At 37.4% G+C, this 27,000-nt stretch carries 25 protein-coding genes; 12 read left to right on the forward strand and 13 right to left on the reverse strand.

Annotated features, from left to right (window positions below; translation table 11 throughout):
• Positions 1–126 precede the first annotated feature (126 nt).
• Entirely contained in the window at positions 127–750 is a 624-nt protein-coding gene (locus tag I6E69_RS00005; protein ID WP_004589486.1) for a tyrosine-type recombinase/integrase, read from the reverse strand.
• A 149-nt stretch (positions 751–899) separates the two neighbouring features.
• Between I6E69_RS00005 and I6E69_RS00010 the strand changes: the two genes are divergently transcribed.
• From I6E69_RS00010 to I6E69_RS20555, 3 genes are all read left to right on the forward strand, one after another.
• The gene (locus tag I6E69_RS00010) at positions 900–1,277 is read left to right on the forward strand and encodes a MerR family transcriptional regulator (protein WP_010557530.1); all 378 of its coding nucleotides are present in this window, start codon (positions 900–902) and stop codon (positions 1,275–1,277) included.
• A gap of 65 nt (positions 1,278–1,342) precedes the next feature.
• A complete protein-coding gene (merC, locus tag I6E69_RS00015) occupies positions 1,343–1,732 on the forward strand; it encodes an organomercurial transporter MerC (RefSeq protein ID WP_024601094.1) in 390 nt (129 codons plus the stop codon).
• Positions 1,720–1,935 (forward strand): GDCCVxC domain-containing (seleno)protein, encoded by a 216-nt coding sequence (locus tag I6E69_RS20555; protein ID WP_076916053.1) that lies wholly within the window; start codon positions 1,720–1,722, stop codon positions 1,933–1,935. The genes merC and I6E69_RS20555 overlap by 13 nt, the downstream gene beginning before the upstream one ends.
• A gap of 584 nt (positions 1,936–2,519) precedes the next feature.
• Here the strand turns inward: I6E69_RS20555 and I6E69_RS00020 are convergent.
• The gene (locus I6E69_RS00020) at positions 2,520–3,029 is read right to left on the reverse strand and encodes a type I restriction-modification system subunit M N-terminal domain-containing protein (RefSeq protein ID WP_306659599.1); all 510 of its coding nucleotides are present in this window, start codon (positions 3,027–3,029) and stop codon (positions 2,520–2,522) included.
• Positions 3,030–3,295: 266 nt separating this feature from the next.
• Between I6E69_RS00020 and I6E69_RS00025 the strand changes: the two genes are divergently transcribed.
• Positions 3,296–4,252 (forward strand): IS110 family transposase, encoded by a 957-nt coding sequence (locus I6E69_RS00025; protein ID WP_096042183.1) that lies wholly within the window; start codon positions 3,296–3,298, stop codon positions 4,250–4,252.
• 156 nt (positions 4,253–4,408) lie between these two features.
• Here I6E69_RS00025 and I6E69_RS00030 read toward each other — a convergent pair whose 3' ends face one another.
• Positions 4,409–4,645 (reverse strand): helix-turn-helix domain-containing protein, encoded by a 237-nt coding sequence (locus tag I6E69_RS00030; RefSeq protein ID WP_096042184.1) that lies wholly within the window; start codon positions 4,643–4,645, stop codon positions 4,409–4,411.
• A gap of 100 nt (positions 4,646–4,745) precedes the next feature.
• Here I6E69_RS00030 and I6E69_RS00035 point away from each other — a divergent pair, with 100 nt between their 5' ends.
• From I6E69_RS00035 to dinB, 3 genes are all read left to right on the forward strand, one after another.
• A complete protein-coding gene (locus I6E69_RS00035; RefSeq protein WP_096042185.1) occupies positions 4,746–5,270 on the forward strand; it encodes a hypothetical protein in 525 nt (174 codons plus the stop codon).
• Positions 5,267–6,700 carry a DEAD/DEAH box helicase gene (locus I6E69_RS00040; RefSeq protein ID WP_096042186.1) on the forward strand — a complete coding sequence of 478 codons (1,434 nt, stop codon included), beginning with the start codon at positions 5,267–5,269 and terminating at the stop codon, positions 6,698–6,700. Before I6E69_RS00035 ends, I6E69_RS00040 begins: the two co-directional genes overlap by 4 nt.
• A 67-nt stretch (positions 6,701–6,767) precedes the next feature.
• Positions 6,768–7,826 carry a DNA polymerase IV gene (gene dinB / locus I6E69_RS00045; RefSeq protein WP_096042187.1) on the forward strand — a complete coding sequence of 353 codons (1,059 nt, stop codon included), beginning with the start codon at positions 6,768–6,770 and terminating at the stop codon, positions 7,824–7,826.
• A 203-nt stretch (positions 7,827–8,029) separates the two neighbouring features.
• On the opposite strand, the gene I6E69_RS00050 is transcribed toward dinB, so the two are convergent.
• The 4 genes from I6E69_RS00050 to I6E69_RS00065 are packed head-to-tail and all read right to left on the reverse strand — an operon-like array spanning position 8,030 to position 14,888.
• The gene (locus I6E69_RS00050) at positions 8,030–8,584 is read right to left on the reverse strand and encodes a hypothetical protein (protein WP_096042188.1); all 555 of its coding nucleotides are present in this window, start codon (positions 8,582–8,584) and stop codon (positions 8,030–8,032) included.
• Positions 8,577–11,363: a hypothetical protein gene (locus tag I6E69_RS00055; RefSeq protein WP_231619666.1), complete on the reverse strand. Its 2,787-nt coding sequence runs from the start codon at positions 11,361–11,363 to the stop codon at positions 8,577–8,579. Before I6E69_RS00055 ends, I6E69_RS00050 begins: the two co-directional genes overlap by 8 nt.
• Positions 11,364–11,374: 11 nt before the next feature.
• The gene (locus I6E69_RS00060) at positions 11,375–13,669 is read right to left on the reverse strand and encodes a hypothetical protein (RefSeq protein ID WP_096042191.1); all 2,295 of its coding nucleotides are present in this window, start codon (positions 13,667–13,669) and stop codon (positions 11,375–11,377) included.
• Positions 13,662–14,888, reverse strand: coding sequence for a site-specific integrase (locus tag I6E69_RS00065; protein ID WP_096042192.1), 1,227 nt, complete (start codon positions 14,886–14,888; stop codon positions 13,662–13,664). The genes I6E69_RS00060 and I6E69_RS00065 overlap by 8 nt, the downstream gene beginning before the upstream one ends.
• Before the next feature lie 854 nt (positions 14,889–15,742).
• Between I6E69_RS00065 and I6E69_RS00070 the strand changes: the two genes are divergently transcribed.
• The 3 genes from I6E69_RS00070 to I6E69_RS00080 all read left to right on the forward strand — a co-directional run bounded on the left by I6E69_RS00070 (position 15,743) and on the right by I6E69_RS00080 (position 18,283).
• Positions 15,743–16,171 carry a thioesterase family protein gene (locus I6E69_RS00070; RefSeq protein ID WP_002958095.1) on the forward strand — a complete coding sequence of 143 codons (429 nt, stop codon included), beginning with the start codon at positions 15,743–15,745 and terminating at the stop codon, positions 16,169–16,171.
• Positions 16,172–16,189: 18 nt separating this feature from the next.
• A complete protein-coding gene (locus I6E69_RS00075) occupies positions 16,190–17,242 on the forward strand; it encodes an aldo/keto reductase (protein ID WP_039485063.1) in 1,053 nt (350 codons plus the stop codon).
• Between the two features lie 117 nt (positions 17,243–17,359).
• On the forward strand, positions 17,360–18,283 hold the full coding sequence (locus I6E69_RS00080; protein ID WP_197120303.1) for an ABC transporter substrate-binding protein: 924 nt from the start codon (positions 17,360–17,362) through the stop codon (positions 18,281–18,283).
• On the opposite strand, the gene I6E69_RS00085 is transcribed toward I6E69_RS00080, so the two are convergent.
• From I6E69_RS00085 to I6E69_RS00110, 6 genes are all read right to left on the reverse strand, one after another.
• Positions 18,234–18,854, reverse strand: coding sequence for a fumarylacetoacetate hydrolase family protein (locus tag I6E69_RS00085; RefSeq protein WP_149602190.1), 621 nt, complete (start codon positions 18,852–18,854; stop codon positions 18,234–18,236). The genes I6E69_RS00080 and I6E69_RS00085 overlap by 50 nt on opposite strands.
• Before the next feature lie 233 nt (positions 18,855–19,087).
• Positions 19,088–21,055, reverse strand: a complete 1,968-nt coding sequence (locus tag I6E69_RS00090; RefSeq protein WP_039485072.1) for a hybrid sensor histidine kinase/response regulator — start codon at positions 21,053–21,055, stop codon at positions 19,088–19,090.
• Between the two features lie 10 nt (positions 21,056–21,065).
• Positions 21,066–21,527, reverse strand: coding sequence for a response regulator (locus I6E69_RS00095; RefSeq protein WP_039485075.1), 462 nt, complete (start codon positions 21,525–21,527; stop codon positions 21,066–21,068).
• The gene (locus tag I6E69_RS00100; protein ID WP_197120304.1) at positions 21,528–23,012 is read right to left on the reverse strand and encodes an ATP-binding protein; all 1,485 of its coding nucleotides are present in this window, start codon (positions 23,010–23,012) and stop codon (positions 21,528–21,530) included.
• Between the two features lie 38 nt (positions 23,013–23,050).
• On the reverse strand, positions 23,051–23,260 hold the full coding sequence (locus I6E69_RS00105) for a histidine kinase (RefSeq protein ID WP_039485081.1): 210 nt from the start codon (positions 23,258–23,260) through the stop codon (positions 23,051–23,053).
• A gap of 14 nt (positions 23,261–23,274) precedes the next feature.
• Positions 23,275–24,615 carry a sigma-54 dependent transcriptional regulator gene (locus tag I6E69_RS00110; protein ID WP_138488607.1) on the reverse strand — a complete coding sequence of 447 codons (1,341 nt, stop codon included), beginning with the start codon at positions 24,613–24,615 and terminating at the stop codon, positions 23,275–23,277.
• A 234-nt stretch (positions 24,616–24,849) separates the two neighbouring features.
• Here I6E69_RS00110 and I6E69_RS00115 point away from each other — a divergent pair, with 234 nt between their 5' ends.
• Both I6E69_RS00115 and I6E69_RS00120 read left to right on the forward strand, forming a co-directional pair.
• On the forward strand, positions 24,850–25,365 hold the full coding sequence (locus I6E69_RS00115) for an NUDIX hydrolase (protein ID WP_197120305.1): 516 nt from the start codon (positions 24,850–24,852) through the stop codon (positions 25,363–25,365).
• A gap of 216 nt (positions 25,366–25,581) precedes the next feature.
• Positions 25,582–26,958: an NAD-dependent succinate-semialdehyde dehydrogenase gene (locus I6E69_RS00120; protein ID WP_182672851.1), complete on the forward strand. Its 1,377-nt coding sequence runs from the start codon at positions 25,582–25,584 to the stop codon at positions 26,956–26,958.
• The last annotated feature ends 42 nt before the right edge of the window (positions 26,959–27,000 follow it).

Genomic DNA, 27,000 nt, shown 5'->3' on the forward strand with positions numbered 1-27,000 from the left:
TTTGTCGTTAAACAGGCCAAAGCTAACTTCCGCTTTCGTATCTTTGCAGTCTTAATCTCTATGTGTCTCAAGGTCGGATTATGGCACGTGCCAGACTCTAACTTCGAGTCTGGCTTAGGTTCAAATTTAAGCATCGATCTGTTCTGATACTTCTAACGCATCATCAACTTCTATTCCCAAGTACCTGACAGTGCTCTCTAGTTTTCTATGGCCAAGTAGAAGCTGACAGGCTCTTAAATTTTTAGTTTTTTTGTAAATTAGTGATGGTTTGGTACGTCTCATTGAATGAGTGCCATATTGAGTCTTATCTAACCCAATTGAGGTGACCCAAGAGTCAACTATACGTCCATATTGACGGGTTGAAAGGTGTTCAGAGGAATGAATTCGTGACTTAAACAAGTAATCATAAGAATTGAGAGTAAATTGCTCTATGAGCGCCACAATTGATTTCCTTGTATTTCCAGTAATTTCAAATTGAACAGGCATACCAGTCTTTTTTTGAACGACTATTGCCCGTGATTGGATTGCTTTACCATGTGCAATGTCATTAACTTTTAGTGAAACTAAATCACACCCTCTTAGTTTGCTATCTATGGCTAGGTTAAATAGTGCTAGATCTCTTATTTTATGAAAAAGTTCCAGTCGTATTCGGATAGCCCATATTTGCTGTAATTTTAGAGGTAACTTTTGTCCTACAAGCTTATTTTTATTCCAAGGCTCTTTAGGCTGATATATAGTTAACTGGTGCATTAGTTGTACTCCGGTGTTTATGGAGTTTTAAGCTTAGCTCGCTACAAAAGAATTCGGGTATGAGCGAAAACCAGTCATTGTAGTTCGAGCAATTTTACTTCGTATTGATATACTAATGTCATGATTAAAGTTGATTTTATGGTTGGACGATGAAAACAATAGGCAAGTTGGCTAAAGAACTTGATATAGGCGTAGAAACTATACGGTTTTATGAGCGGGAAGGCTTGATAAAACAGCCTCAAAAACCTCAAAATGGTTATCGTGTCTATGACGACTCAATCACCAAACAATTACAATTCATCTGTAAGGCCAAAGCACTTGGCTTTACTCTAAAAGAAGTGGCTTCATTGATGTCAATGGATGGCGATTGTGCCAAAGTAGAATCCCTAGGCTTGCTGAAATTGAACGTAATTCAAAATAAGATAGCTGACCTTCAACGCTTAGAAGTCGTCATAAAAGAAATGACTAATTCATGCCGCAACAATAACGATCAATCCCACTGCCCAATAATCGATTCGCTAAAATAGTATTGACTCCGTACCTACCTACGGAGTTCATACTCAAATCATTCAAATAATGTTAGACGTTAAAAATGATTAATAAGATTTTAGATAAAGTTAGCTCAGGTGGTGTTTGGCTTGCGGCTCTTAGTTGTACGGGGTGCTTCCCCGCACTCGGCTCGTTAGCATCAGCATTAGGATTAGGCTTTCTCTCTCACTTTGAGGGAATTGCTGTAAATACCTTGTTACCTATATTTGCAACTCTGGCATTGTTGGTAAATTTGTATAACTGGTATAAAAACCAAAATCATGCGAGAGGTATTCTTGGGGTTATTGGCCCTATAGCGGTTTTGTTAACCCTCTATCCACTATGGCAATACGAATGGAGCACTTATTTGTTTTATGTAGGTATTTGTTTGATGATTGTAATGTCCGTATTAGACATTGTTAAACCTTTGAAGGAGCAAACATGCAAAGTATAGAGTTAAATTCTACCATTACTTGCCCTGAGTGTGGCTTCAGTAAAACTGAAGAAATGCCAACCAACGCTTGCCAGTGGTATTATGAATGTGAATCTTGCAAAGTTCTCCTAAAGCCTTTGAAAGGCGATTGTTGCGTATATTGCTCTTATGGAACAGTGAAATGCCCGCCAATTCAAGAAGGTCAAAGTTGTTGCGATAGCTAAATGACAGTCTATTAATGGCAATGAGAAGGCATAAAAAGAAATAGTGAAATGTCAGCAATCGTATCATTGCAGCCTTTATCACTAAGTCACTCAAGGGCTGCTTTTGGCACAGAGCCGTCCTTCGGCTCTAACTCATTTATGTCCAAAAACGCGCTAGAGTGGCCGTCTGCTCATAGCTGCATATCAGGTGGCTTCTATACTTATTAAGCTACTTCAAATTATGATTGTTATTAACTTTGATCCCATGATTGATGTCAAAGAGCGGCTTCACTATGCTTATATTTAGCTTACCCAAAGACAACCCTCATAGAAGCACGTAATTATCGCTGGTATATGTAAACTCAAATCGCCCCGATTTATCTGATATGTCATAAGTAGATTTAGTATCATTATCATGGTGATATAAAAAATCACTTTGATGAGTATGATTCAACACTTTGCATTTGGATCTTACTAATAATATGGCAACTATAGTGCACGTTAAACTCTGTATTAATCTTTCGTTGGATTTAAAAAGTAGATAACACTTTGGTTGCTAAATTTAGGTGGCATTCGTATAGAAAACTTGAAGATAACATTATTTATTATTCACTCTCGTTACGGCTAGCGTTACCCATGCTTTTAATTTTTACTTCGTACAGGTGGGAAAGCTCATACTTTTCTTCTTGCGAACGAAAGCGCAGTTCGTCTACTTTTTCGAGCGCATCACGCAGTGAATAACCGCTTTGAATTTTGTTTTTGATCTCGCTAAAAATCTCACCGATTTTGTATTCAATGGTATCTGGGCGCTCCGCACGAAGCTTAAAGCCTTTAAGGTATGGAAATAACTCACCATCAACAAAATCCATTAAGTCGCTGCCGGTTAAGGCGTTATCGTGATCAAACTCACCATTAGCAGTTTTAGGCGCAGCCCAAGAACTCCAGCGGTATTTCTCATCGATAATGTATTGGTAGTCTTCTGCGATCAATTCGGCTTCTTGCGACTTTGTAAACTCTAAGTCATCAAGGTATTTTAAAAATAGCATCCACGACGATTGCTCGGTGTAGTCTAGTTCGCTAGAACAGCCAGCATTTTTATGGAAAATGTCGTCGATATTTTAAAGGTTTGTTCGAACATGTAAATTAAGTCCTTGTATGGATAATACATCCATCTTAATTACTATTTAAACCCCCTTTCGGGTAATGTGAGACCCAGGCTTAAGCAGCAACTTAAGCTTTCCTTGTCGTAGTTCGATTGAGCAAAGGCTCCTCTGTTGAGAGACCGATAACAAGAACGAACGCGACAAAGGACTCCAAGCACCACACTCGAATAGTCTACTGGGTCTCGAACCCGCATTATGCAAGTAAGAGTTAGCTTATTATGAATACAAAAACAAAGCAAAACATAAACGTAGGTGTTGATACCGGAAAGTACCAACTCGATATTTATATCCGTCCATTGGACATTTACTTCACTGTTCCAAATGATGATAAAGGCATTAAAGAAGCCGTCAAAACGATTAAGAAATACAAGCCTGAGCGCATCGTAATTGAAGCCACTGGTAGGCTTGAAATGCCCTTTATTTTGGCTTGCGCTAATGCCAATTTACCTTTCACAATCGCTAACCCTATTCATGTTAAACGGTTTGCGGGAGCAATAGGTCAACGAGCCAAAACCGACAAGCTTGATGCGCAATTAATTGCGCATTATAGTGAAGCGATTAAACCTAAATTATCACAGCTTAAGCCAGATACCATGCAGGCAATGAGTGATTTAGTGACTCGACGTAACCAGTTGCTTACGATGCAAACAATGGAGAAAAATCGCTTACAAATAATGCCCAAAGCACTGGCGATGACAATCAAACCAGTACTAACTTTATTTAATAATCAGATAAAAAAGATTGAAGAAAAAATCGTTAAACTCATTGAAAGCTGCCCTGAATACCAGGCTAAAAATATGATATTACAGAGTATGACTGGTATTGGAAAAATAGCTGCTGCATCAATCATCAGTAACCTACCTGAACTGGGTTACATCAACAGCAAACAAGCAAGTAGCCTGATTGGTGTTGCCCCAATGAACCGAGAAAGTGGTCGATATAAAGGCCATCGAAAAATTCAGGGTGGTCGACCTCAAGTGAGAACGGTTTTATACATGGCGATGATGTCAGCGATGCAATCAAACCCAGTTTTCAAAGTAACATATCAACGTTTATTGGCAGCAGGGAAACCCAAAAAAGTAGCCATCATCGCCTGTATTAGAAAGATGATTGTGATATTAAATTCGATGCTAAGAGACGGTGTAATGTGGGAAGCGCCAAAAGTTAATAATTAACTATTGACGCCATAGTCTCTTGTTAGCCAGTGAGTTTGAGATGATTTTTTTGCTTAAAGCAACTCACTCGCTTATTTATATTTCTGAGGTAATAGTGATTAATATACCCTAATTAATTAAAAAATTAATAATATATTAGTATCAAGTAGTTTTTGGTTAATCTAGGTCAATTTTATACTTTTTCCTTGCCGGTAGTATCTCTTCAAACTCGCAATTTAATGCGTTTACTAATTTATATAAGGTTTCGAGTTTAATATTAACATTACCTCTTTCCATTTTTCCGTAATTACCGCGCTCTATACCGACATAGGCGGCAAAGCCTTCTTGCGAATAACCTGCTTCTTTTCGTTTTCCTCGTAGCTTTTCACCAAAATTTTTAACTAAATCACTCACCTGATTCCCCTCAAGGCAAAATGATTAGATTTTCATGTTGAGGGCTTAACTACCACGCCCTATAATACCCATTATTATAAGAAGTTTATTAGGATTTACTTTGAAATTTGACCCTCTCGTAGCTCAAATTATTGTTGCACCAAATTTTGATAACTTTACAACAAGCGATGTACGCTCGGCGTACTTAGCATTAAAAAATGATTCTTCTTTAGTACCTACAGCAGTTAGGCGAAGTATTTATGCTGAATTGGTCAAGCTTGTTAAAAAAGGCTGGCTGAAAAAGGTGGTATCAAATAAAAAAGGATTTACGCGATTCAATAAAACTGAGAGCTTTAACGTTGAGAAAATTACTCACTTAGCTAGTGCCATACCTATTGCAACTACAGAAAAGGCGGATGATAAATACGCGCTGTTACTTAGTAAGTTAAATCATTACAAAGCCGAGCTATTATTGAATATGGGTGAATCTGAGGCATATAAAGAGCTTTATTTGGAGTCACCCGAATTAGTAGATGAACTTCAGCCACAATATAACAAAGCCAGAGACAACAACACCAGAATACTTGGCAAAATTAGAGCAATTGAAGGCTTACTGAAGCAAAACGAAGCATTAGAGAAAATATGAAACTAAGACTATGGCAAGCCGAATGTATTAATTTAGCGCTTGCACAATATCAGGATGGAGTTAGCCACTTTTTAGCTTTGGCAACTCCTGGGGCGGGTAAAACCTTGATGGCCTCAGAATTAGCCGATCAATTATTAAAAAACAATATGGTCGATGTGATTATTTGTTTTTCACCATCGTCTATTGTTTCTCAAGATTTTAAGGAAAGCTTACAGCTAAAAACGAATGAACGATTTGATGGGCTTATTGGCGCTAAAGGTAGAGCTTTAACCTATCAAAGCTTACAGTATTTAGATGTACACTTTTGGCAGCTATTTGAACGATATCGTGTTTTTGTAATATTTGATGAAATTCATCATTGTGCTGGCTCTAATATTGACAATGCAAATGCATGGGGTGAGCAGATAATACTTAACATTCAAAATAAAGCACAGTATACACTAGCCTTAACAGGCACTCCCTGGCGCTCTGACGCTGCTCCTATTGTTCTTTCATCATATCAGCAGCCTAACAATAAAATAGCGTGTGATTACGTTTACGGGCTTTCTGAGGCTATTGGAGATAATGTTTGTCGGGTTCCACAAATAGTAGCTGTTGATAATAGCCGCATTACAGTTGTAGATGACGCTGAAACCAAAACATTTAACTGCTTTAAAGCGTTATTAAACGACTCTGGCGTTTCTTATCAAGAGGTTATTGAAAATGAAGCGGTAATAAAATACATGATTTCTTCAGCTCAAAAGAAGCTGACTTCAATCAGATTGAAAAACCCCGATGCAGCGGGGTTGATTGTTGCATCTTCTGTTGAGCATGCCCATCAAATCTCTATGTTAATGCGAACTCACTTTGTCGAGGATAGCACTGTTGTAACCTACCGAGAAAATGAACCTACAAGTATTATTCAGCAGTTTAGGTATGCACAAACTAAGTGGATTATTTCTGTTGGTATGATTAGCGAAGGTACAAACATCCCTCGTTTGCAGGTTTGCTGCCACCTTACAAACATAAAAACAGAAATGCATTTTAGGCAAATATTGGGCCGTATACTGAGGGTAACAAACTCTAAGAACCAAGAAGCTATTATGTACATGCCCGCCGAACCTAAACTTTTAGAGTATGCGTATAGAGTTAAACAAGATGTTCCATTTGAAGCTGATGTAGTTAAATTTGAAAAGATTGAAACTCCTGCTGGAAAAAACACCGCAGATACAGACTCAAGCGATATTACTTTTAATAAACAAAGTAAAAAACCTTCCAAAGCTCAGTTTGATTTTGATAACTTTGCTGACTTCTTTGATCAGCCGGTTATGAGCAATAGGCCTGAAGCGACAGAGGAGCATTTTTTAACCGGTGCCTATGAGCGAATTATTAATATATCAGGCCGCTTTCAGCAAGAGGCTATTGCCTTGGGGTTAAGTGAGTTGAGATAGACTGTTAATTGATCTCTGCACAAAAACACTGTATTTTTATACAGCCTTCATTTTTTTATTATTAAATATGCGAAAAATAATTCATGTGGATATGGACGCATTTTATGTATCTGTAGAAATTAGAGACAACCCAGAGCTAGCGAATAAGCCCGTTGCCGTAGGTGGTAGCAGGAGCTCTAGAGGTGTGCTTTCTACTAGTAATTATATAGCGAGACAATACGGTGTAAGAAGTGCAATGCCTACGAGTGTAGCACTGCGAAAATGCCCTGACTTAATTTTGGTTCCAGGCAGGATGGAAGTATATAGATCGGTAAGCTCTCAAATTAGAGAGATTTTCGAACGATATACAGACATTATTGAGCCCCTCAGCTTAGATGAAGCATATTTGGATGTTAGTGATTGTAAGCTCTTTGGCGGCTCAGCTACGCTGATCGCACAAGATATATGTAACTCTATTCATAAAGAATTAAACCTGACGGCTTCAGCTGGCGTTGCCCCAATAAAGTTTTTAGCTAAGGTAGCCTCTGACTTAAATAAACCAAATGGTGTTTATGTTATTCCCCCTGATGATGTAGATTCTTTTATCGATAATATGGAATTAAAAAAGATCCCTGGTGTTGGTAAAGTAACTAATGAAAAGCTACTTATTAATAACCTTAAGTTTGGCAGAGACGTTAAAGCATCTAGCTTAGAGTATTTAACATCTAAATATGGCAAGCTTGGTCAATTGTTATGGGAGCGATGCAGTGGAAGTGACGATAGACCAATTATGGTCAGTAGAGAAAGAAAGTCAGTAGGCGTTGAAAGAACCTTCCCTGAAGATATATTAGACCTATCTACACTTGATGACATTCTTAAAAATAAATTACTCCCTGAGCTTCAAAAAAGAGCCGGAAAACACTTGATAGATAGAGGTATTAGTAAGATTGGCGTTAAAGTTAAGTTCTCTGATTTTCATCAAACAACTAAAGAGTTTTCAACAGATAAAATTGACTTGACTATATTATCTGAATTATTAGCTGAAGCCTTTGCGCGAGGAAATGGAAAAAAAGTACGCTTACTTGGTATCCACATAGGGCTTACAACCAATAAAAGTGAAACAGAACAGATTTCATTTGAGTGGTAGTACTTAAAAATCATCTCCGATATACCTGAATACTTTTTAGACTGTGCCCATAACAGAGATTAACGTGGAAATATACTGTACCACTACAACAAACCGTCTTAATTCTTTTTAGACCATCAGAGTAAGTCTTATACTGATACCGATATTATCTTGATAAAATTACACCTAATCGCTAAAAACGCCTTGATATCTAAGGTGTACTTTTATAATCCAAGTTTCAACCTAAAATCTAAAGGCATTTTATTAATAGCTAAATCAAGTACTTCCTTTGTTGTTTTAGCTTTAAGTTGATTTAACTCTTTTTCAATATCCTGATGACTCTTCACAAGAGTTATTTTGTTCTTAGACCGGGTACCTGTATTTATTTGACGCTTTTTTTGCTTAATTTGCTCTTTTTTATAAATATCTAGTAAGGTATTATTGACATTATCAAAAAAACAAAGCACTAAAGGACTGAATTTTGAAGTTCTGAATATGCTTTGGGCGCTTACGTTTACTATTTTTGATACATCCGATTTCGATATTTTAAATAATGAACTAGATGTTTTTGCATTTGCTACCTTCCCATAGCTTTTAATACGCCTCTCTTTTTCTTCTTTTAATGTCAATATGGCTTGCCATGATTTATAAGTTGTATGGCTATCATCATCAATCACCCAAATAGGCTTCTCTAATATCTCGCATTCAGCATTATCATCAAGACTTTCTAGAAACTTCTCGTCCATTAATTCATCTAGGTCTACGACATCATTAGACATGCATAAATCCCTCTTGTTTCAATTTCAGCTCAATATCAACAATTGCTTTTTCTATAGCATTCAATATCTTACTTATAGCATCTTTATTAGGATGTGTGGGTTGTAGTTCCTTGATCCTCCTGTAACCAGAGCGTAATGTAGGTAAATGCCCTTCCAACATGAATCCTAATGTATTTTCGTTTAACGTATCTTTTACCATTGGCTGAATTGTTGTCCAAATCCCTCTTACATTCCCAGAAGTAATGACCGCATTAGTGCAGTTTAAACAAAACTCTGGTTTCGCGTCTTGAGGGTTGATATTGCCAAACGTTGCACATTTTGCACGCTTTTCACCGCCATCCCTCGGTACACAGATAGAAAAAAGGCTTGGCTGAACACTAATTATACGTCCGTTAATACTCTCTCTTAATGCTCTTATTTCACTTCCACACACAGGTTTAGTAAGTTCGGTAGCCTTTTTGACATAACGAGCAAAACCACCCAAGTACTCCTTTCCAACCTTATCAGAGTCGAGTATCAACATATTAGTAATTGAGTTGAGGTAGCGCTTCCTTGCACCTTTAAGTAAACCTCGGGCGTCCTTATCTCTTAGATACGCCATGAAAAATGAGCTGTCCAAGTGACAGAACTGATGGCGAATGACAGATCCAACATCCCCCTGATAGCGAGTTAGTATGGCCTCAGCCCAAATGTGACGAAAAGAATGAGGTGTCGGATAGTTCGCACCTTCTAGAAGTACTTCAGAAATGTCATGCATGTTTTTTTGATCCAATATCAACTGTCCCGAGCAGAGCAACGCCTTATACTCATCTGGTAAATAGGTCTCAATAATTTCTTGATGTAAATGATTCGATGTTTCACCTGTTTTAGAAATAGACTCTAATGATGCTTTTAAGTTTGCCTGGGCTCTAGGTGAATTAAAGGAAGTACAGCTAAGCCTTTTCCAGTCCTGTCTAACTTTATTTGCAGTGGACAGTAAATGCTTGTATCTCGCACTATTGATATCATAAATACTCTTCAATCTTACGACGCTTTGCTTCTCTTGTTTTGATAGTAAATGTGCATTTTTTTGCATTAAACTATCTAATTTCAAAGCTTCATTGAATGGCCTATATTTATAAATAAAACCAAACCAATTTGATTTTACCCTAGTGTCTATATACGCCCCTGACATGTTACTAACTTTGAGTTTTCTTGATTTTGTTGACTCATAGAGGCATGGAGCCCCATCTGATGGATCAAATAACTCATGTAACTGTACAGCAATTTGGAAACATTGAGAGGTAATCTCTCTTTCGATTTTTGTTATTCCACTATTTTTGGGGACTATCCATTTTAATTTAAAACGGAAAGGAACATGTGAGTTATCAAGAATATCGAGGTTTGGCTCAATGTGAATAGCACTCAGTGGAAAACCGAATTCACTTTTTCGATAACCAAGCCAAGCAACAACCAGGGTGCTCATTGCGTGAATAATAGTGTTTAACTCAGCCTTAAAGCTTCTAAAAGCATGAGTATTTGCTCTTTTTAAAAGGTTTTCCCCCCAAGTTTTCATGTCGTATAAAAAAATATCTTTGGTTACTTTTTTAGTCAAAACTAAGCTATGCATTTTTGCATAAACACTATCAACTGACGTATTAGTCAATTTGTTGCTTTCCAGAAACGTTTTATCTAGTGAAACCAAATATCCTTTCCACACTTGTTCTGGATTCTTGCTACCGCCTAAACCATGAAACTTTTGAAGCATCAGAATACGAATAACTTCTACCGCATCAAATCGTGTTTCAAGCCCAAGTTCAATCACTAACTTTTCAATACTTTCGTCATGCAATGACATCGTACTTTCAAATATTTTCTGATAGTGTCCAAAAGCGAACTCTTGCGTTTCATTAAAAATTACATTGAGTTTATTATTTTCCGTAACCCTTTTACTTTTATATGGTTCAAAGCTAGTAAACGCAGATAAAAGTACATTAAGAAAATTATACCTAGCCGCCTCATCTAATCCGTAAATATGATATTTTTCTATCATTTTATTTATTGTATTTTTACAGATAGACATGAATAAATAATCTTGCTGATAGACTTGTCTTAAGTAATCAACATAGTATTGACCCAGCTCTAATCCCAAAAAATTAAAAGTTCCACCTTTTTTGTATTCATTAAGCGTTATACTGTAAAGAGACTGGCATACATTATCTAAAATACTTTCGACTTTTTTTATTGTAAGACTTTTGTCAATCACACCCACAACACCGATCAATTGTAGCTTAAGGCGGATTTTAGGAAGTTGTGCACAATTAATTGTACCAGAGTAATTAGGTGGAGATAAGCGTCTAAAAAAACCTTTTTCATTGACAGATTTACTTAAGAATGAACTCCAAAAAAGTTCAAGATCACTAAAACTCAGAGAGAGCAAATGCTTTTTATTTAAAAAAGCAAAAATATGAGTAATCATCTGATGGACCCCACAGATATGCAATGATGTTCTTGCGGGTAAAGCAGATACAAAAAATAATTTAGCATACTCTTTTGCTGATAACATATGCAACTGCTCATCAATATGAACTGATGCCGTATTTTTAAGCTTAATATGAGATAAATCAAATATTGAAAAGTCTATTTTAGTTTCAGCTTCTCCTCCACTTTTATGCCTAAAATAGAATACATCATCAAATATTATTCCTTTTCCTTTTATAAATGCAGGGTGTGCAAGCAGAATATTATTTTGATTTTCCCAAAACTCTTCGTATGCTGTTTTGAATTCTCTTAAACTCATTATTAACTCCATTAAATAGAATGAAAAACACTCACTTCAACTTTATTTTTAAGCATATTTTTGAACATTTCTCGACCTAACTTTTGGCTCTGCTTACTTAACTGATTTAAGGTATATTCAACCCATTCAACTGTCGGCATTGCTGTTCTATAGAGATAATCGGGGTTTCGAGAAAGCAATTTTTTGTAGTTCTTAGTAAATTCATGTAAATAATTATTCATTTTCCAGGCTGTAATAGGGCAGTCCCAAACATACAAAGGAGACAATGATTGACGGTCCCCAGAGTCATCTAACGCTAAGATACCTACTTCATTTATTTTACCTTTATGTTGCCCTGTAATTACTTTAAGCCGAGCAAGCATTTCACCTGTTTTATAAGATATATCCTCTGTCACTACCATAAATTCACTGTTAAACCGCATTACTTCTTTTTCTTTCTTTCCCCGCTCAAGGTCTTCAAAGTCTAAGCTAAAAACATTATTAATCAGATCAAGCATGACTTCTCGAGTAATACGGCCTGATGCATTTATCCACTTTTCATTATCACTATTAAGATAATTTTCTTTCTCCGTCTGATTAGTATGTGAGTTTCTATTAACTAAATAGTGAAAAGTATACGGATCACTGAAAGCATGAACTGCGCTATTTTTAATAGCCGTTAGTCTGAACAATCCTGATTGACAGGGGGTACTTGAAGCTAAGACTAATTTTACTCTTTCATCTATAGAGTAATTTTTAGGAGTAGGTATAACATTTTCAACATGAGTACCATGCAGGATCAACGAGGTAAGAACCTTCGGTATTATAATAGGTAAATTCTTACTTTTATGTGCATCTATTAAACTAGAGCAAATTGCCTCTGTATTTATTAAAGATGCAAGTGAACCCGTTAATGAATTTCCTCCATTAGAAATCACCGCTTCATTAATATTATCAATAAAATTTATCTCTTTCTGTTGAGATAGATAAGACAATATCGCTAACCCCTCGTAATTCTTGGTCGAAAGAGAACGAGTAGTATGAAAAACCTTAGCTCGACCTTTAAAGTACTCACACTCAACATGCGTTACCTTCCCTCCTACCTTGACTAAGCGAAATGAAGTATGATTGAGTTTTGGTATATCGCTAGGTTGAACAGTTAAACTAGCCATCAACCATGAAAACATTAATCGCTCTATATTAGAGATTGGGACATAGCTACTTTCTTGAGTAAGGCTGTGTAGCACTTCGATGCTCAATAAGTTTCCTGAATAGTTAGATGACATATTTAACTCACAAAAAGTAGAATTAACCTTTGTTTTATTAGCAACTTTATTTAGAAATAGATCATTGCATTGAGATTGAGAGTCAAGAGCCTTTTTTATTTTTATAAAAACTTTTTCGTTAGTCACATTTGATAATAAGACTATATTTAGTGCTTTCTTCAAGACTAAGTTTGGTGTATTTAATGCATGATAGGATGTTAATAATCTATAAAACATATTTCCTATGAATAATAACTTTCTGCTTCTAGTTAGCTTCTTAAAGTTCTCTAGCGAAAAATAATTCTTATTAATGTTATTATATTTAAAAAATTTTTTTAGCTCGTACTTATATTTTTGCAGCTCAATAATAATTACTGATGCAGTTGAACTTAATGAATTTACAGTGAGCTTAGGGGAAGCTAATCCCATGTATAACTCTTTACCAATCCCCACGTCATCACGTCTAAGCCAATCCAACCCGCCAAAATAACTTGCCAATGATATCTGTGCTTTATTGATATTTGGAGTGATTTTAGTTTTTCTTAAATGTAGAAGGTAACTAATCTCACTTGGACTCAAGTGACTAATCAGCTCAGTTTCTCCCTCCAATGCATAATAAAATATTGTTTTTAATGCAATGAGTGCACTAGCTCCTCCGTGGTTATTCAAGCTATTGAACTTATAGGCTTGGTACTCTTCTAGTATATCAAGCCTATTTTTTATCTCAGCGTCATTTAACCAAGAAATAAAATCGGGAACGGTACTAGAAAATAACTTTTTAGAACTAACTGCAGCAAACCTATTAGTAAAAGCATAGTTGTAAGCAGCTATAACCAATTGAAATAATATAATTTTGTCATCATTTATATTTTTTATAACAATCTGTCGTTCTGGGAGGCCATTCGTTTCAGGAACTACTATTGACCTTGCAGAAAACGGTACTCTAAGTTCAGCTACGGGTTTATTGAGGTTAAACTCCGCTTGTAACTTCCGCTCGTGAACACCTGAAGTCAACAGACTTTCTACAAACACACCATCACTTTTAATATCATCATTATCCATTAAGCGTTTCCTGCAATAACCGCTCTCGATGCCCACAAGCATGGATATAGATCTTAGTCGTTTGCCCCCCAAAGCGACTATCTACCTTATGCCCTAGGCGCCTTGCTGTTTCGATATAAGCGGCAGATTCTGTTGTTATTGAATCAATCTCTTTTCCGTTACGTCTACACTCTTCATAAAAAACATCGGTACCAAATGAGTGACGTAAATGATGATATACATATCCATGTTCTAATGATTGGTAGCCAATGTACATCTCTGAAGATTCTTGTATTTCCTCAATAACAATATTTAGTACTTTCTGAAAAACATTTGAACCAAATTCAACAGAGATACATTGCCCCTTTGAATTATTATTTGAATTAGATACAAATAGATGATTCGAGTCGGTATGAGGGCGTTCTGTATCGTAATAGCGTTTCATTTTTATTAGTAATTCTCTAGAGATATAAAGTATTCTTGAGAACCCATATTTGGAATAGAGGGATGAAAGATAATATTTAAATTCTTCCTTTTCAGGCTTTCTATCAAGTTCATCGAATAGACTAAGCACCCCTTTATGATTTATTTTACCCGCTACAAAATTTTCCAACAAAAACCCTTGATTCTCTTTGGTTCTACAACCTAAATCACCACCATTTCTTAAAACAATTTCTTCAAGGAGCGTATCGGTCCGTCGATAAAGTAATTCTCTTGTTGCAGGTAATAAATACTTAACTAGTAAACCTTGCTTATTATTTTTCCTTGCTAAAGCTCTATGCGAAGAAAATACACCGATGTTTTTATAATTGTTACCAAAGAAGTAGTGCAGCCAGTTGTAGTAACTTTTTAAAGAGTAAACCGCTTTATTCAACGTTACTTCGCTTTTACATTTTTTTTCAATGAGGTAGATATTCAGATATTCATTAATAATATCTTGAGGGAGTGCTGTGTGGTTAGTTAAAGATATTGAAGACCCTAAGCTGTTTTGTTGATCAACCCAATCCAAAAATAGACCTAGTTGATTACCACGGACATACTGCCCATTTTTACCAATTTCAACTTCTTCAAAGTAGTGTTCTGTTAAATTTGAAATTCTATCCTTTTTAACTTTAAGCTCGACCGATAATCCTCTTTCTGTTGTATAGCGGGCATAAAGGCAAGGAATAATTAAGGGGGTGTTGTTATCATCTAAATAAATCCAATGTTTACTGTGCTCTTTATCGTTAAATCTCTGCATACAAATAAATCTTAATTATTACTCTATAACCTAAGAGTAGCAGAGATAATTTGACTTACATTTAAAGCTTAAAGAAGATACTCCTGAGTTTAAAAGCAATCCATGTCTATGTGAATAAACTTCTTCATCACCACAACAATAACTGGTTATTTATACAGTCATTATTATTGAATCACATGCGATAAGCAAGCCTAGGGCCTGTTTATCTTTCGAGGTTAAATTTGCAGCAGTATGTTTGGTATTTAGGCAAGGCAGAGCCTATGTAGTGTGATTATTCCCCATAAATAGGCGATAACGTAGCACAAATGCCAAACATACGCTGCCCGAAGGGTTCTGCCTAGGGGCAATTTACTCTTTGTTGCTCGGTTTTTACTTATTCTTACAGGGATGTAAGTCAGTAGAATAACGCAGGAGCAGTTATCGAGCCCACTAGGTCACAAACCTCGCGCCGCGATTAAATAGCCCCTAGATTGAACAAATTTTAATCCTGAAAGGTCAACAGGCCCTAGTTAACGATTAAAAAAAGTGTTTATTGTCCTCCGATCTCTTATAACCACGTAGCCAATACATAACCTCAAATAAAAATCCTGCCAACATTAAAATGATAGCGCCAGATTCATTCCCCATCGCGTAACAGGTAAAAGAGGCTATAAAAACCAAACAAGCTAAGGACCAATTAATTATATTCTGCATATTATTACCTTTGTGTGTTTTTGTGTGTCTGTGTAATTTAACTGTAGACCTAAAATTAAACAGGTACAATCATCTTATAAAAAAACATGCCATTAATTACCTTGAGCTCGTAACACCATGTTGATAATCTAAGTACTTTGAAAATCAAGGGCCAATAAATAATGCAAACGTTTAAAGATCAGCACCCTATTCATACCGATATCACCGTAGCATGGGCTGATATGGATGCGCTACAACACGTAAATAATGTAGTGTATTTACGTTACTTTGAAATAGCCCGAATCGACTTTTTAAATAAAATAAATCTGTTCGACACAATAAGCCCAAACGGTGTGGGCCCAGTAATAAGCGAAAATAACGTTCGCTATAAACGTCCAGTAACTTTTCCCGACACACTCACTGTAGGCGTTACAATTACAGATCTTAAAACAGATCGCTTTACCATGAACTACACCGTTTACAGCCATGCACAAAAAGCAATAACGACTACGGGTGCATCTAAAGTTGTAATGTTTGATTTTACTACAGGGCAAAAAGCCCCAATCTCCGAGCCTCTTTTATCGGCTTTAATCAGCCATGCTCAAAACTAATTTAGTTAAGGAATTTTTATGCAATACAACCCACTAGGTAGCAGTGGCGTAAACGTATCTCGAGTGTGCCTAGGGAGTATGACTTGGGGTAAACAAAATACTCAAAGCGACGCTGATGAACAAATAGCCTACGCGCTAGAGCAAGGCGTAAACTTTATTGATACAGCCGAAATGTATGCTGTACCTCCTTCGCCAGAGACCTATGGTAAAACCGAGGAGATTATTGGCGACTGGCTATCGCGTAATAAACAAAAACGCGGCGATGTAGTACTAGCTACAAAAATTGCAGGCAATGGATTATCGTGGGTACGTGATGGCGGCAATATTACTCGCCAAACAGTAATAGAAGCCGTGGATGATTCACTTAAGCGACTTCAAACAGACTACATCGATTTATATCAACTACATTGGCCAAACCGCTCTACCCCTCACTTTGGCAGACAATGGCCCGGCACTCTTAAATTTACCGACGTAAATACACAAGAGCAACAAGCTAGTATGCTTGATATTCTAGAAGGCCTTAATGAATGTGTTAAAGCAGGTAAAATTAAGCACTGCGGTTTATCTGACGATACGCCATGGGGTATAAGCCAGTTTTTAAGTTTGGCCAAAGAGCATAACTTACCGCGTATGGTATCTATTCAAAATGAGTTTAGCTTAGCGCACGCTAAAGACTGGCCGTATTTAATAGAACAATGTGTACACGAAGATATTGCCTACTTACCGTGGTCGCCTTTAGCGGCCGGTTTATTAACGGGTAAATATCTAAATGGTGCTCGCCCAGAAGGTTCTCGTTGGACCTTCATGCAGCGTAACGGTATTTTTAGAGATACACCCAATGCAGAGCAAGCCACTAAGCAGTATGTTGAGCTGGCTCATGCAAACAATATTACTCCAGCACAACTAGCCTTAGCATGGTGTAACCAAGTAGATGGCGTAACTTCTTCAATTATTGGGGCAACATCTATAGCTCAATTAAAGGAAGATATAGACGCATTTAGCATAACGCTAAACGACGAAATTCTTAGTGAGATTAACACCATATTTAGAAACCATCCGATGCCTTATTAAGCATGTATGAGTTAAAAGCAGCCTTGAATGAGGTTGCTTTTAAACTAAAATATTTGACCCTACTACAACCAACACTATACTTTTATTAAGTTTTCTTAATTCAACGAACACTTATCAATGCTGAAAAAGGGATACTATGCATTTTGCTTATTAATTGTATTCAACGCGCACGCCGTTGAGCAAAAAGTACAACCTCTAGAAGAGATTATTTGGCTGCAAAGTTACACGCCCCCTTTTCATATAGCTAAAAGTGAAAGCGCACCACAAGGCGGTATTTGCGACAACCTAACCGAGCAACTCATCAGAACCATAACTGATGTAAAACATACCCGCTTAATTGTTCCTCAGCAGCGTATAAATAAATATTTAAATGAAGGAAAAAATGTATGTTTTCCGTGTGTTATTTATAAAAAAAATAATAACCAACAACTTAACTACTCAAATCCAACAACGGTATATCCCCCATTTTCAATTATCACGACTAAAGAGCTAAAGCCGCAATTAGAAGAAAAGCACGGCTCGCCTATTCACCTTATTAATTTATTAACCGACCCGCAATATGTATACGGGCAAGCGGCTGCACGTAAATTTACAACTAAAATTAATACAATTATTGAAAATACAAAACGAAATAAAGAGTCTTCGTTAAGTTGGAGTAGCGAAAATGAAAGTCAGGCTGTTATAGCACGCTTGAGTCACGGCTTTTTAGACTACTCAATTGATTATCCGTTTATGGCTGATTACTTTAATAAACAAGGGGAGTATACGAATATAGAAAGTGTGCCAATTGCAGAAAATGACATTCAATTTATAAGAGGAGCAATAGGCTGTGCGGCTAAAGCACCTAATAATTTTGCAGAGCAAACCCTTAAAAAAATTAACCGCGCATTAAAAAATAATGTACTTCAATCGCCTGAGTATCAACAAAGTCAGCATAATTGGCTTAAAACCACCTTTACTGACTTTGATAAACACTACCAACAGCAAGTCATTAATTTTTACTTACTTGCCACTGATGCTCAAGCAAACACTGATCATTAGCATAAAGCGCCACTGCAAAAATACTTTTAGCTGTTACCTCACCTACGCCCGACGGTGTACCTGTCATTATTACATCACCGTCTTCTAAGCTCATAAATTCACTAATTTCTTGTAAAATTGAGTCAGGGTTGTGCAGCATAAAATGAGTATCACCTCGCTGAATCACTTCATTATTAATTTTAAGTTCAAAGGTAAAGTGCTTCATTGCATCAGTTAGCGCTACAAAATCAGTTAAAATTACAGAGCCGTCGAACGCTTTAGCGCGCTCCCATGGAAGCCCTTTATTTTTTAATTTACTTTGCACAGTACGCTTAGTTAAATCAAGGCCGAGTCCAACACCTGCAAATTTTTTATCTTTAACTACAAAACATAGCTCGGTTTCATAATGCAGCGTATCGCCGTTGTGAGCTGCAAATAACGTATTAGTAATTGCGCTATTTGGCTTATTAAATAAAACCATTTGATCTGGCGTTTCGTTATTTAGCTCTGCAATGTGTGCTGTATAATTACGACCAACACACACTACTTTTGATGGTGTTAATTCTTCAGATACTAACTTTATTGAATGCATATAAATAATGTCTCAGTTATTGGACCTGTTGACCTTTCAGGATTAAAATTTGTTCAATCTCGGGGCTATTTAATCGCGGCGCGAGATTTGTAACCTAGTGGGCTCGATAACTGCTCCTGCGTTATTCTACTGACTTACATCCCTGTACGAATAAGTAAAAACCGAGCAAAGCTTTCGCGTCCTGCTCACGCGCCTTACCTACATCCATGTAGGCAACAAAGAGTAAATAGTCCCTAGCTAATAAGCGTTTCAAGTAAGCTCAAATTAATAGGTTTCAGTAAAACTCGGTCAATATTTAAATCTTTTATTTCTCTTGGATCTGGCTCTGCGCCACTTACAATTACTAAACGTAATTCAGGATATCGTTCATTAATTTGCTGACCTAAGTCAACGCCACGACCATCAGGTAAATGCATATCTAACAATACCTTATTAAATTGCTGGTCGTGATTAAGTATTTGCAAACATTGTGCGCAGCTAGACGCAATGACGGTTTCAACGCCTAAACTTTCTAAAAGTAGTTGCGTAATTTGCGCTGCATCATGATCGTCTTCCACAAGTAAAAAGCGCTGCTTTTTCTCGGTTAAGCCATTACTACAATTTATATCTTTAGCTTGCGGTGCATGCTCTGGCGCTACCAAGTAATCTTGCAAACATTGATATAAAGCCGCGCTATCAACAGGCTTTGGTATTACATCGTTAAAACCAAGTGCAGCAAGCTCCTCATGTATGCCTTTCATAGTAGCGGCAGTGAGCGCAATTATTGGGCCTTTGTAGCCCATTTTTCTAAGCTCTATGGTAGCTTCCTTGCCGCCCATTACAGGCATATGAATATCAATAAAAATAATATCGTAAGGCGCTTTATACGCATCTGCTATGCGTACTTTTTCAAGTGCTTGCTGGCCATGTTCGGCATAATCTACGCGCGCACCACAGGTACTGATCATATGACCAACTAGCATGCGTAAATCACGTAAATCATCAACCACTAACACTCGCCCATGCACTTTGCATGGAGCCGATTTACTTTGTAATTGTGGGGCACTACTAAAATTAAGTACTTGTCGTTCTACTTCGCTAATATCACCTGGATATACCGAAATCGTAAATGTAGAACCTTTGCCTATTTCAGAGTGCAAACTAATATCACCGTGCATACGCGCTAACAATTCAGCACATATTGCCAAACCTAAGCCTGCGCCACCTACAGAGCGTGATTCTACATCGGCTATTTGTTCAAATGGCTTAAATATAAGTTCTTGTTTTTCAGGGGCAATGCCCATACCTGAATCTTTAATGCTAAAAAATAGCATTTCGCGATCATCAACCCATTGCGTCCACGCATTAACAACAATTTCGCCTTTATCGGTAAATTTAACCGCATTGTTTATTAGATTTATTAAAATTTGACGAACTCTTGTTGCATCAAGTCGTGCAACCAAAGGTAATGGCTGATGAGATTCAAAGCGCAGCGTAAGACCTTTATCAAGCACCGATACGCGCATTAGCGTGTATACATCGGCAAGCATGCTATCAAGGTTAACTTCGCTTAGGGTAAGTTCCAGTTTATCGGCTGCTATTTTAGATAAGTCGAGCACGTCGTTTAACAAGCTCAATAAGTGTTTACCATTTCGATAAATAACACCCAATTCATTTTCAGCTTGCTGACTAAAATCGCTCTGCATTAACAGTTCGGTGTAGCCTAAAATAGACGATAGGGGAGTACGTAACTCATGGCTCAAATGAGCTAAAAATCGATCTTTTGAACGGTTTTCGGCTTCAGCTTTTAAGCGCTCTACTCTCTCGCCTTCAACATCTTTACGTGCCAAAGCATAACGAATAGCACGCGCAAAGCGGCTCGAACTCATTTCTGTTTTAATTAAGTAATCTACTGCACCGGCATCAAGCGCCGCCGAGTCTAATTCGTCGTTTGACTGCCCGGTAAGCATAATAATGGGTCCGCTAAAGCCATTGGCAATTGCTTCTTTTAATACATCTAAACCATTCGATGCACCCAAGCGGTAATCAAGCAGGCAAATGTCGTGCTCATTTTTGCTAAGCGTTGCAATTGCCTGCTCAGGGGAGCTTATCCATTGAATGTTAAACGTGTGTGAATCCAATTGGTCCAGATAGTCGCAGGTGAGTATGTAATCATCTTCATCGTCTTCTACAAGCAGCAACTGAGTCACTTTATCTAACATACAATCTCCATTAATCGTTAAATGTTGTCGGTAGCTCTACAAATTCTACCCAGTATTTTCCTAGCGTTTTCATCAAATCAACCAAACCATCAAACGTTACTGGTTTTGTAATGTAAGATGCAGCACCTAAGTTATACCCTTTAACCATGTCTTCTTCTTGTTTAGACGTAGTTAATATAACAACCGGAATTCCCTTTAAGTTAGGGTTTCCTTTTATAGCTTCAAGCGCTTCACGGCCATCCATTCTAGGCATATTTAAATCAAGTAATATAAGTCCAGGACGCGGCGAAACTGCTTTGTCTTCAAACTTACCTTTACGCTCTAAATACTCAAGCAACTCAACGCCATCTTCAACAAAGTGAAGCTCGTTAAGTACACGACTTTCAGCAAGGGCATCTTGTGTTAACAAACGATCATCTTCATCGTCGTCTGCCATTAAAATAGTAATCGGTTTTACTTTTGAATAGGGCATTTAAGCCTCTCCTTGCAATGTGAAAAGCTCAGCTTCCACAGGTAGTTTTATAATAAAGGTTGCACCTTCACCGTCTTTACTTTGGGCTGTAATAGTTCCGCCGTGGCGCTCCACAATACGCCTACATACAGAAAGGCCAATACCCGTGCCTTTATATTGTGAGCGTCCATGTAAGCGTTGAAACGGTACAAATATTTTATCGGCATAGTCTTGTGAAAAACCAATACCGTTATCTTCTATGGTAATAACTTGAAAACTTAAATGGGTATTATGATCAGAGCTGAAAATATCTTCATCTTGATAACTAATTTTTATGTGTGGGTTTACGTTGGGACGCCTAAATTTAACAGCGTTCGACAACAAGTTTAAGAACAGCTGCTGCATTTGGCTTTTATCGGCCTGAATAACTGGCAAATCATCTACATCAATTTGTGCTTCAGACTCTTTTATCGCTATCTCTAAATCACTTAATATATCAGCTACAACTTCATTTAAATTCGTGTCATCAAAATCTTTACCACGCGTTGTAATTCGCGAAAACTCTAATAAGTCGTTTATTAAATTAGACATACGCTGCGCTGCATTTTTCATGCGCCCAATGTAATCCATCCCCTTTTCACCCAATTCATCTTTAAACATGGTTTCAAGACGATCGCTAAAGGCTTGGATTTTTCTAAGAGGTTCTTGTAAATCATGGCTTGCTACAAAAGCAAACTCTTCAAGCTCTCGGTTACTACGGCTCAATTCATCTGAATATAATGTTAGCTCTTGTGTCCGCTCAGAAACCTTTATTGCTAAAGTTTCGTTTTGTTTTTCAAGCTCAAAACGATATTGTGCTGCATTTCTTAAATTAAGGCGCGTCATAATAAACATACCAATAATCAGTAACGCACTCGTTATTGCTGTTATAGCGAATGTAATTTTAGCTTCATTTTTAATCTGTGCTAATTTAGAAAAATGGCTTACTTTAAAGAGTAATTCACGGTCTTGAATTTCATTAACATACTCTCTAATTTGCTTGTAAAGCTTTCTTCCTTTATGCGTATTTAATACATACAACGCACGTCTTTCTTTGTCATCTAGCGCAAGGTTTACAGTTTGTTTTAATTCTTTAATTTTACTATCTACAAGAACTAACAACTGGGCTATACGCTCAGCTTGACCGTCAATCTCAGAGTGAAGCGACTTGACATGATCTGTTTGCGCTTCAATTTGGCCTACAGCATCGTAGTACGGCGTTAAATAATCAGCCTCTTCTGTCAATAAATAACCACGCTGTCCTGACTCAGCCTGCACTATGGATAGATGCAGCTTCTCAATTGCAGTGGTTAGCATGCTAGTGTTGTCTAAACTTTTTTGGGTTTGTGTTAAGCCTTGAATCGTATTCAATGCTAAAAATGCGTTGCCCACAATAATACCTAGCACAACCACCATAAATGTTGCCCAAGTGATATTCGCCTTACCTTGCTGTTTTTTCTTGCTCATTTAGCTTCCCGAATTAAAGTTTATACAACACTTAATATTTATTGAGAGTCTGATATTTTTTGCAAACTTTCGCTGCACTGTTGGCAATTATTGATAATTTTATCAAGTGCATCTAACGCTTTTTCTTTTGGCATATCGTTTTCAAGTACCAATTTAATCAGCTCAGCATTCATCGAAATACGATTTAGCGGCCCTCTTGCATCGTGTACTAATTTATTGAGTTGCTCTGTTTGGTTATCGGATGTCATGCCCTTCCTCAAATCTATTTATATTCGCCAATACCGCCATATGCATTAAGGCGGTTATAAAGTGTTTTAGTACTAATACCCAGCATTTGTGCAGCAAGCGTTTTATTACCTTGCACCTTATCAAGCGTTGCATGAATAAGTTCTTTTTCAACTTCTTCAATTGTTTGCCCTGCTGATACAGGCTTTTCGGCAGCTTGATTATTAACGCGCGAAAAAGGTGACTCTAAGTTATCAGGTAAAATAATGTCGCTGGTTTGTGGGTCGCTCATAATAAATGCACGGTGTATAGCATGGCGGAGCTCTCGCACATTACCCGGCCATTCATAGCTTTGCAGCTCTTTGAGCTGTGCGGCAGTCCAACTAAAGGCAGTGCCGTTTTCGTCATTAAGTTGATCTAAAAAGGCTTTTGCTAATAAAGGTACATCTTCTTTTCTATCGCGAAGTGGCGGTATATCAATAGGAAAAACAGCCAACCTAAAGTAAATATCTTCACGAATAACATTATTTTGTGCTAAATCGGTAAGCGAGCGGTTAGTAGCTGAAATAACACGGCAATTGGTTGGTATTTCTCTGTTACCACCTACGCGTGTTACCTTTTTAGTTTCAAGCACTCGCAGTAAATTTGGCTGCATATCAATTGGCATTTCAGTTACTTCATCTAAAAACAAAGTACCGTTATTTGATTGCTCAAATACACCTTCTTTACGTGCAATTGCGCCTGTAAATGCGCCTTTTTCGTGGCCAAATAACTCACTACCAATTAACTCTTTTGAAAGTGCGCCACAGTTACTAGCAACTAATGGCCCTTCGCACTGGCTTGCGTTATGAATAGCTTGAGCCACTACTTCTTTACCTGCACCACTTTCACCCATAAGCATCACGTTAGCATTTGTTTTAGCTACGCGTTCAATCATGTTGTAAAGCTTTTGCATTGGCTCAGATTCACCAATCAAACCGCCAAAGTGGCGTACAATACCGCTCGACTTTGCTTTTTTAACTGCTTTTTTAGGGCCATTTAAAACGAGTTCTAAATCTTCACGTTGTAATGGTTTTAATAAATGCCCTACATTTGGCTCACACATATCAGCTAAAATACCTTTAACTGAAGGATGGCCCGAAATAAGTGTAATTTTTGGAGATTGCCCAATCGTTTTTAAGTGATCAAGTAAGTGCAAACCGCTACCATCAGGCAGCATAAAATCAAGCAGCACATGATCAAAGGTATTATTTTCAAACCATTGATGTGCTTCTTTTAAACTGGTAGCTGTGCTTATATTGTGGCCGAGGAATTCGACTATGTGGCAAACAACGTCACTAAATTCAACGTCATCATCTACTAAAAGTATGTCTAACATGATAAATCCCTATGCTTTTTTCTTATTCTACGCATCCTAGATATTAATTTAAAGGTGCGCCCAGAATCTAATTTTTAAAATAAACTTAAGCGATTAAATGCTATAAATGTTACCAACTTAATATTTACGTATGCTGAAAAAAATCGATCATAAATTATGATTAATAATTAAAATCGTTTCTATTTATAGAATGGTAGCAACTATTATTATTAAAAACCTAAAAAAGGAGACGAAATGCAGCAATTAAAAACCTTAATACATTCAGGTATTAATATTGACCAAGGCACTCAATTTACACGCTTAACAGCTCGCGCCATTGTAATTAAAAATAATAAAATACTTTTAATGTATACAAACCGTTATGAAGACTACAGCCTACCCGGCGGTGGAGTAGATGACGGCGAAAGTATTGAGCAAGGCTTAATTCGCGAACTAAGCGAAGAAACCGGTGCACAACAAATAAGTGTAGTTAAAGCTTTTGGACTCTATGAAGAGTATCGCCCTTGGTATAAAGATGATTTTGATATTATTCATATTAAATCGTATTGCTTTATATGCAGTGTTGCCGACGAGTTTGGCAAAGCGCAGTTAGAGCATTACGAGCAGCAAAATGGCATGACAGCCAAATGGGTTGATATTAACGACGCAATTGCACATAACGAGCGCACCATTGCTAACAGTGAAAAACAAGGGCTTTCTATTTTACGAGAAACTTACTTATTAAAGCGCATTGCAAAGGAGCTAATATAAAGCTCTGTGTTTGCCCCAGAGGGTGTTGTAAATTTTGCAACGCCCAGAATATTTTACTACCTCAAGCACTTCAATTTTTATATTTAAAAAATACCCCTTCAGCAAAAATATAAATTTTACTAATAAAATCAGATGGATAAAAACAAAATCAACTTTTTATAAAAACTGGCTCTAGCCTTGCACCTTTTAAATAACTAAATTTGTAAGGAGATAGAAATGAGTAACACAGTTAAAACGATTAATCCCGCAACTGAGCAAACCATTGAAACCTATACACTACTTTCTCAAAAGGAAGCAGAACAGGTAATCGAAAAATCTCACGAAACATATTTAAAATGGCGATTAACGTCATTCACTGAACGTGCAAAATACCTTAATAAGTTAGCCTCACTCTTTGAAGATCAAAAAGAAGCTATTGCAAAACTCATGACCGAAGAAATGGGTAAAGTTTACGAGCAAGGCTTTCAAGAAGTTGAGCTATGTGCAGGAATTTGTCGTTATACAGCCGAACAAGGCCCACAAGTACTTGCTGACGAAGAACGTGATATGGACGGCGGCCGCGCAATTATCAGCTACCAACCAACAGGTGTACTATTAGGTATTCAACCGTGGAACTTTCCGCTTTATCAGGTAATTCGCTACAGTGCTGCTAACATCATGGCGGGTAACACAACCGTATTAAAGCATGCTGGTAATGTATTTGGCATGGCTGAAAAAATAGAAGAGCTATTTAAACAAGCTGGTTTCCCAGAGTATTGCTTTAACAATCTACTTATCGACGGCAAAACAGCCAGTTCTTTAATTTCGCACAAAGCAATTAGCGGCGTAACCTTTACCGGTAGTGATGCGACAGGTAAAAAAGTAGCAGAAGAAGCAGGTAAACACGTTAAGAAAACAGTGTTAGAGCTTGGTAGTAACGACGCTTACTTAGTACTTGATGACGCAGACCTAGAGCTTGCAGTTAAAACTTGTGTAACCGGGCGCATGATCAATAACGGTGAAACGTGTGTTTCAGCTAAACGTTTTGTTGTAGTAGAGTCACTTTACGATGACTTTAAAGCGCAAATTAAAGAGCAATTTGAAGCCATGAAAATGGGCGACCCAATGGCTGACGATACAGACTTAGGCCCAATGGCACGTGAGGATTTACGCGACGGCATTCACGACCAAGTAATGGAATCAGTTAAAGCAGGTGCAAACATAGTAACGGGCGGCGAAATACCTTCGCAAACAGGCTATTACTACCCACCTACTCTACTAGATAACTTAGCCCCTGGTATGCCAGCCTATGACGACGAATTATTTGGCCCAGTAGCTTCGCTTATTAAAGCCAAAGACAACGACGATGCAATGCGCATCGCTAACGACTCTCGCTACGGTTTAGGCGGCGGTATTTTCTCTAAAGATGAGAAAAAAGCCATTGAACTAGCTAAAAAGTACTTTGACACAGGCATGATCAATATTAACGGCTACGGTTTAGCACAACCTAACCTACCGTTTGGTGGTGTTAAAGAAAGTGGCTACGGCCGAGAGCACGGCGGCTTTGGTATGCGCGAATTTGTGAATATCAAATGTATTATGATCAATAGCTAATTTAGCCTTAAATACTAGTACATTAAAAAACCTAAAAGTGGG

The sequence above is a fragment of the Pseudoalteromonas sp. NZS100 genome, assembly GCF_015864815.1.
GTDB classification, from domain to species: Bacteria; Pseudomonadota; Gammaproteobacteria; order Enterobacterales; family Alteromonadaceae; genus Pseudoalteromonas; species Pseudoalteromonas distincta.

Bases quoted from the DNA above. Each gene is read 5' to 3' on its own strand.
- I6E69_RS00080 (WP_197120303.1), top strand. From the start codon at position 17,360: ATGCTGAAAAAGGGATACTATGCATTTTGCTTATTAATTGTATTCAAC.
- I6E69_RS00010 (WP_010557530.1), top strand. From the start codon at position 900: ATGAAAACAATAGGCAAGTTGGCTAAAGAACTTGATATAGGCGTAGAA.
- I6E69_RS00050 (WP_096042188.1), bottom strand. From the start codon at position 8,584: ATGTCTAATGATGTCGTAGACCTAGATGAATTAATGGACGAGAAGTTT.
- I6E69_RS00005 (WP_004589486.1), bottom strand. From the start codon at position 750: ATGCACCAGTTAACTATATATCAGCCTAAAGAGCCTTGGAATAAAAAT.
- I6E69_RS00055 (WP_231619666.1), bottom strand. From the start codon at position 11,363: ATGAGTTTAAGAGAATTCAAAACAGCATACGAAGAGTTTTGGGAAAAT.
- I6E69_RS00070 (WP_002958095.1), top strand. From the start codon at position 15,743: ATGCAAACGTTTAAAGATCAGCACCCTATTCATACCGATATCACCGTA.
- I6E69_RS00100 (WP_197120304.1), bottom strand. From the start codon at position 23,012: ATGAGCAAGAAAAAACAGCAAGGTAAGGCGAATATCACTTGGGCAACA.
- dinB (WP_096042187.1), top strand. From the start codon at position 6,768: ATGCGAAAAATAATTCATGTGGATATGGACGCATTTTATGTATCTGTA.
- I6E69_RS00040 (WP_096042186.1), top strand. From the start codon at position 5,267: ATGAAACTAAGACTATGGCAAGCCGAATGTATTAATTTAGCGCTTGCA.
- I6E69_RS00065 (WP_096042192.1), bottom strand. From the start codon at position 14,888: ATGCAGAGATTTAACGATAAAGAGCACAGTAAACATTGGATTTATTTA.
- I6E69_RS00115 (WP_197120305.1), top strand. From the start codon at position 24,850: ATGCAGCAATTAAAAACCTTAATACATTCAGGTATTAATATTGACCAA.
- merC (WP_024601094.1), top strand. From the start codon at position 1,343: ATGATTAATAAGATTTTAGATAAAGTTAGCTCAGGTGGTGTTTGGCTT.
- I6E69_RS00090 (WP_039485072.1), bottom strand. From the start codon at position 21,055: ATGTTAGATAAAGTGACTCAGTTGCTGCTTGTAGAAGACGATGAAGAT.
- I6E69_RS00060 (WP_096042191.1), bottom strand. From the start codon at position 13,669: ATGGATAATGATGATATTAAAAGTGATGGTGTGTTTGTAGAAAGTCTG.
- I6E69_RS00120 (WP_182672851.1), top strand. From the start codon at position 25,582: ATGAGTAACACAGTTAAAACGATTAATCCCGCAACTGAGCAAACCATT.
- I6E69_RS00085 (WP_149602190.1), bottom strand. From the start codon at position 18,854: ATGCATTCAATAAAGTTAGTATCTGAAGAATTAACACCATCAAAAGTA.
- I6E69_RS00075 (WP_039485063.1), top strand. From the start codon at position 16,190: ATGCAATACAACCCACTAGGTAGCAGTGGCGTAAACGTATCTCGAGTG.
- I6E69_RS00025 (WP_096042183.1), top strand. From the start codon at position 3,296: ATGAATACAAAAACAAAGCAAAACATAAACGTAGGTGTTGATACCGGA.
- I6E69_RS00105 (WP_039485081.1), bottom strand. From the start codon at position 23,260: ATGACATCCGATAACCAAACAGAGCAACTCAATAAATTAGTACACGAT.
- I6E69_RS20555 (WP_076916053.1), top strand. From the start codon at position 1,720: ATGCAAAGTATAGAGTTAAATTCTACCATTACTTGCCCTGAGTGTGGC.
- I6E69_RS00095 (WP_039485075.1), bottom strand. From the start codon at position 21,527: ATGCCCTATTCAAAAGTAAAACCGATTACTATTTTAATGGCAGACGAC.
- I6E69_RS00110 (WP_138488607.1), bottom strand. From the start codon at position 24,615: ATGTTAGACATACTTTTAGTAGATGATGACGTTGAATTTAGTGACGTT.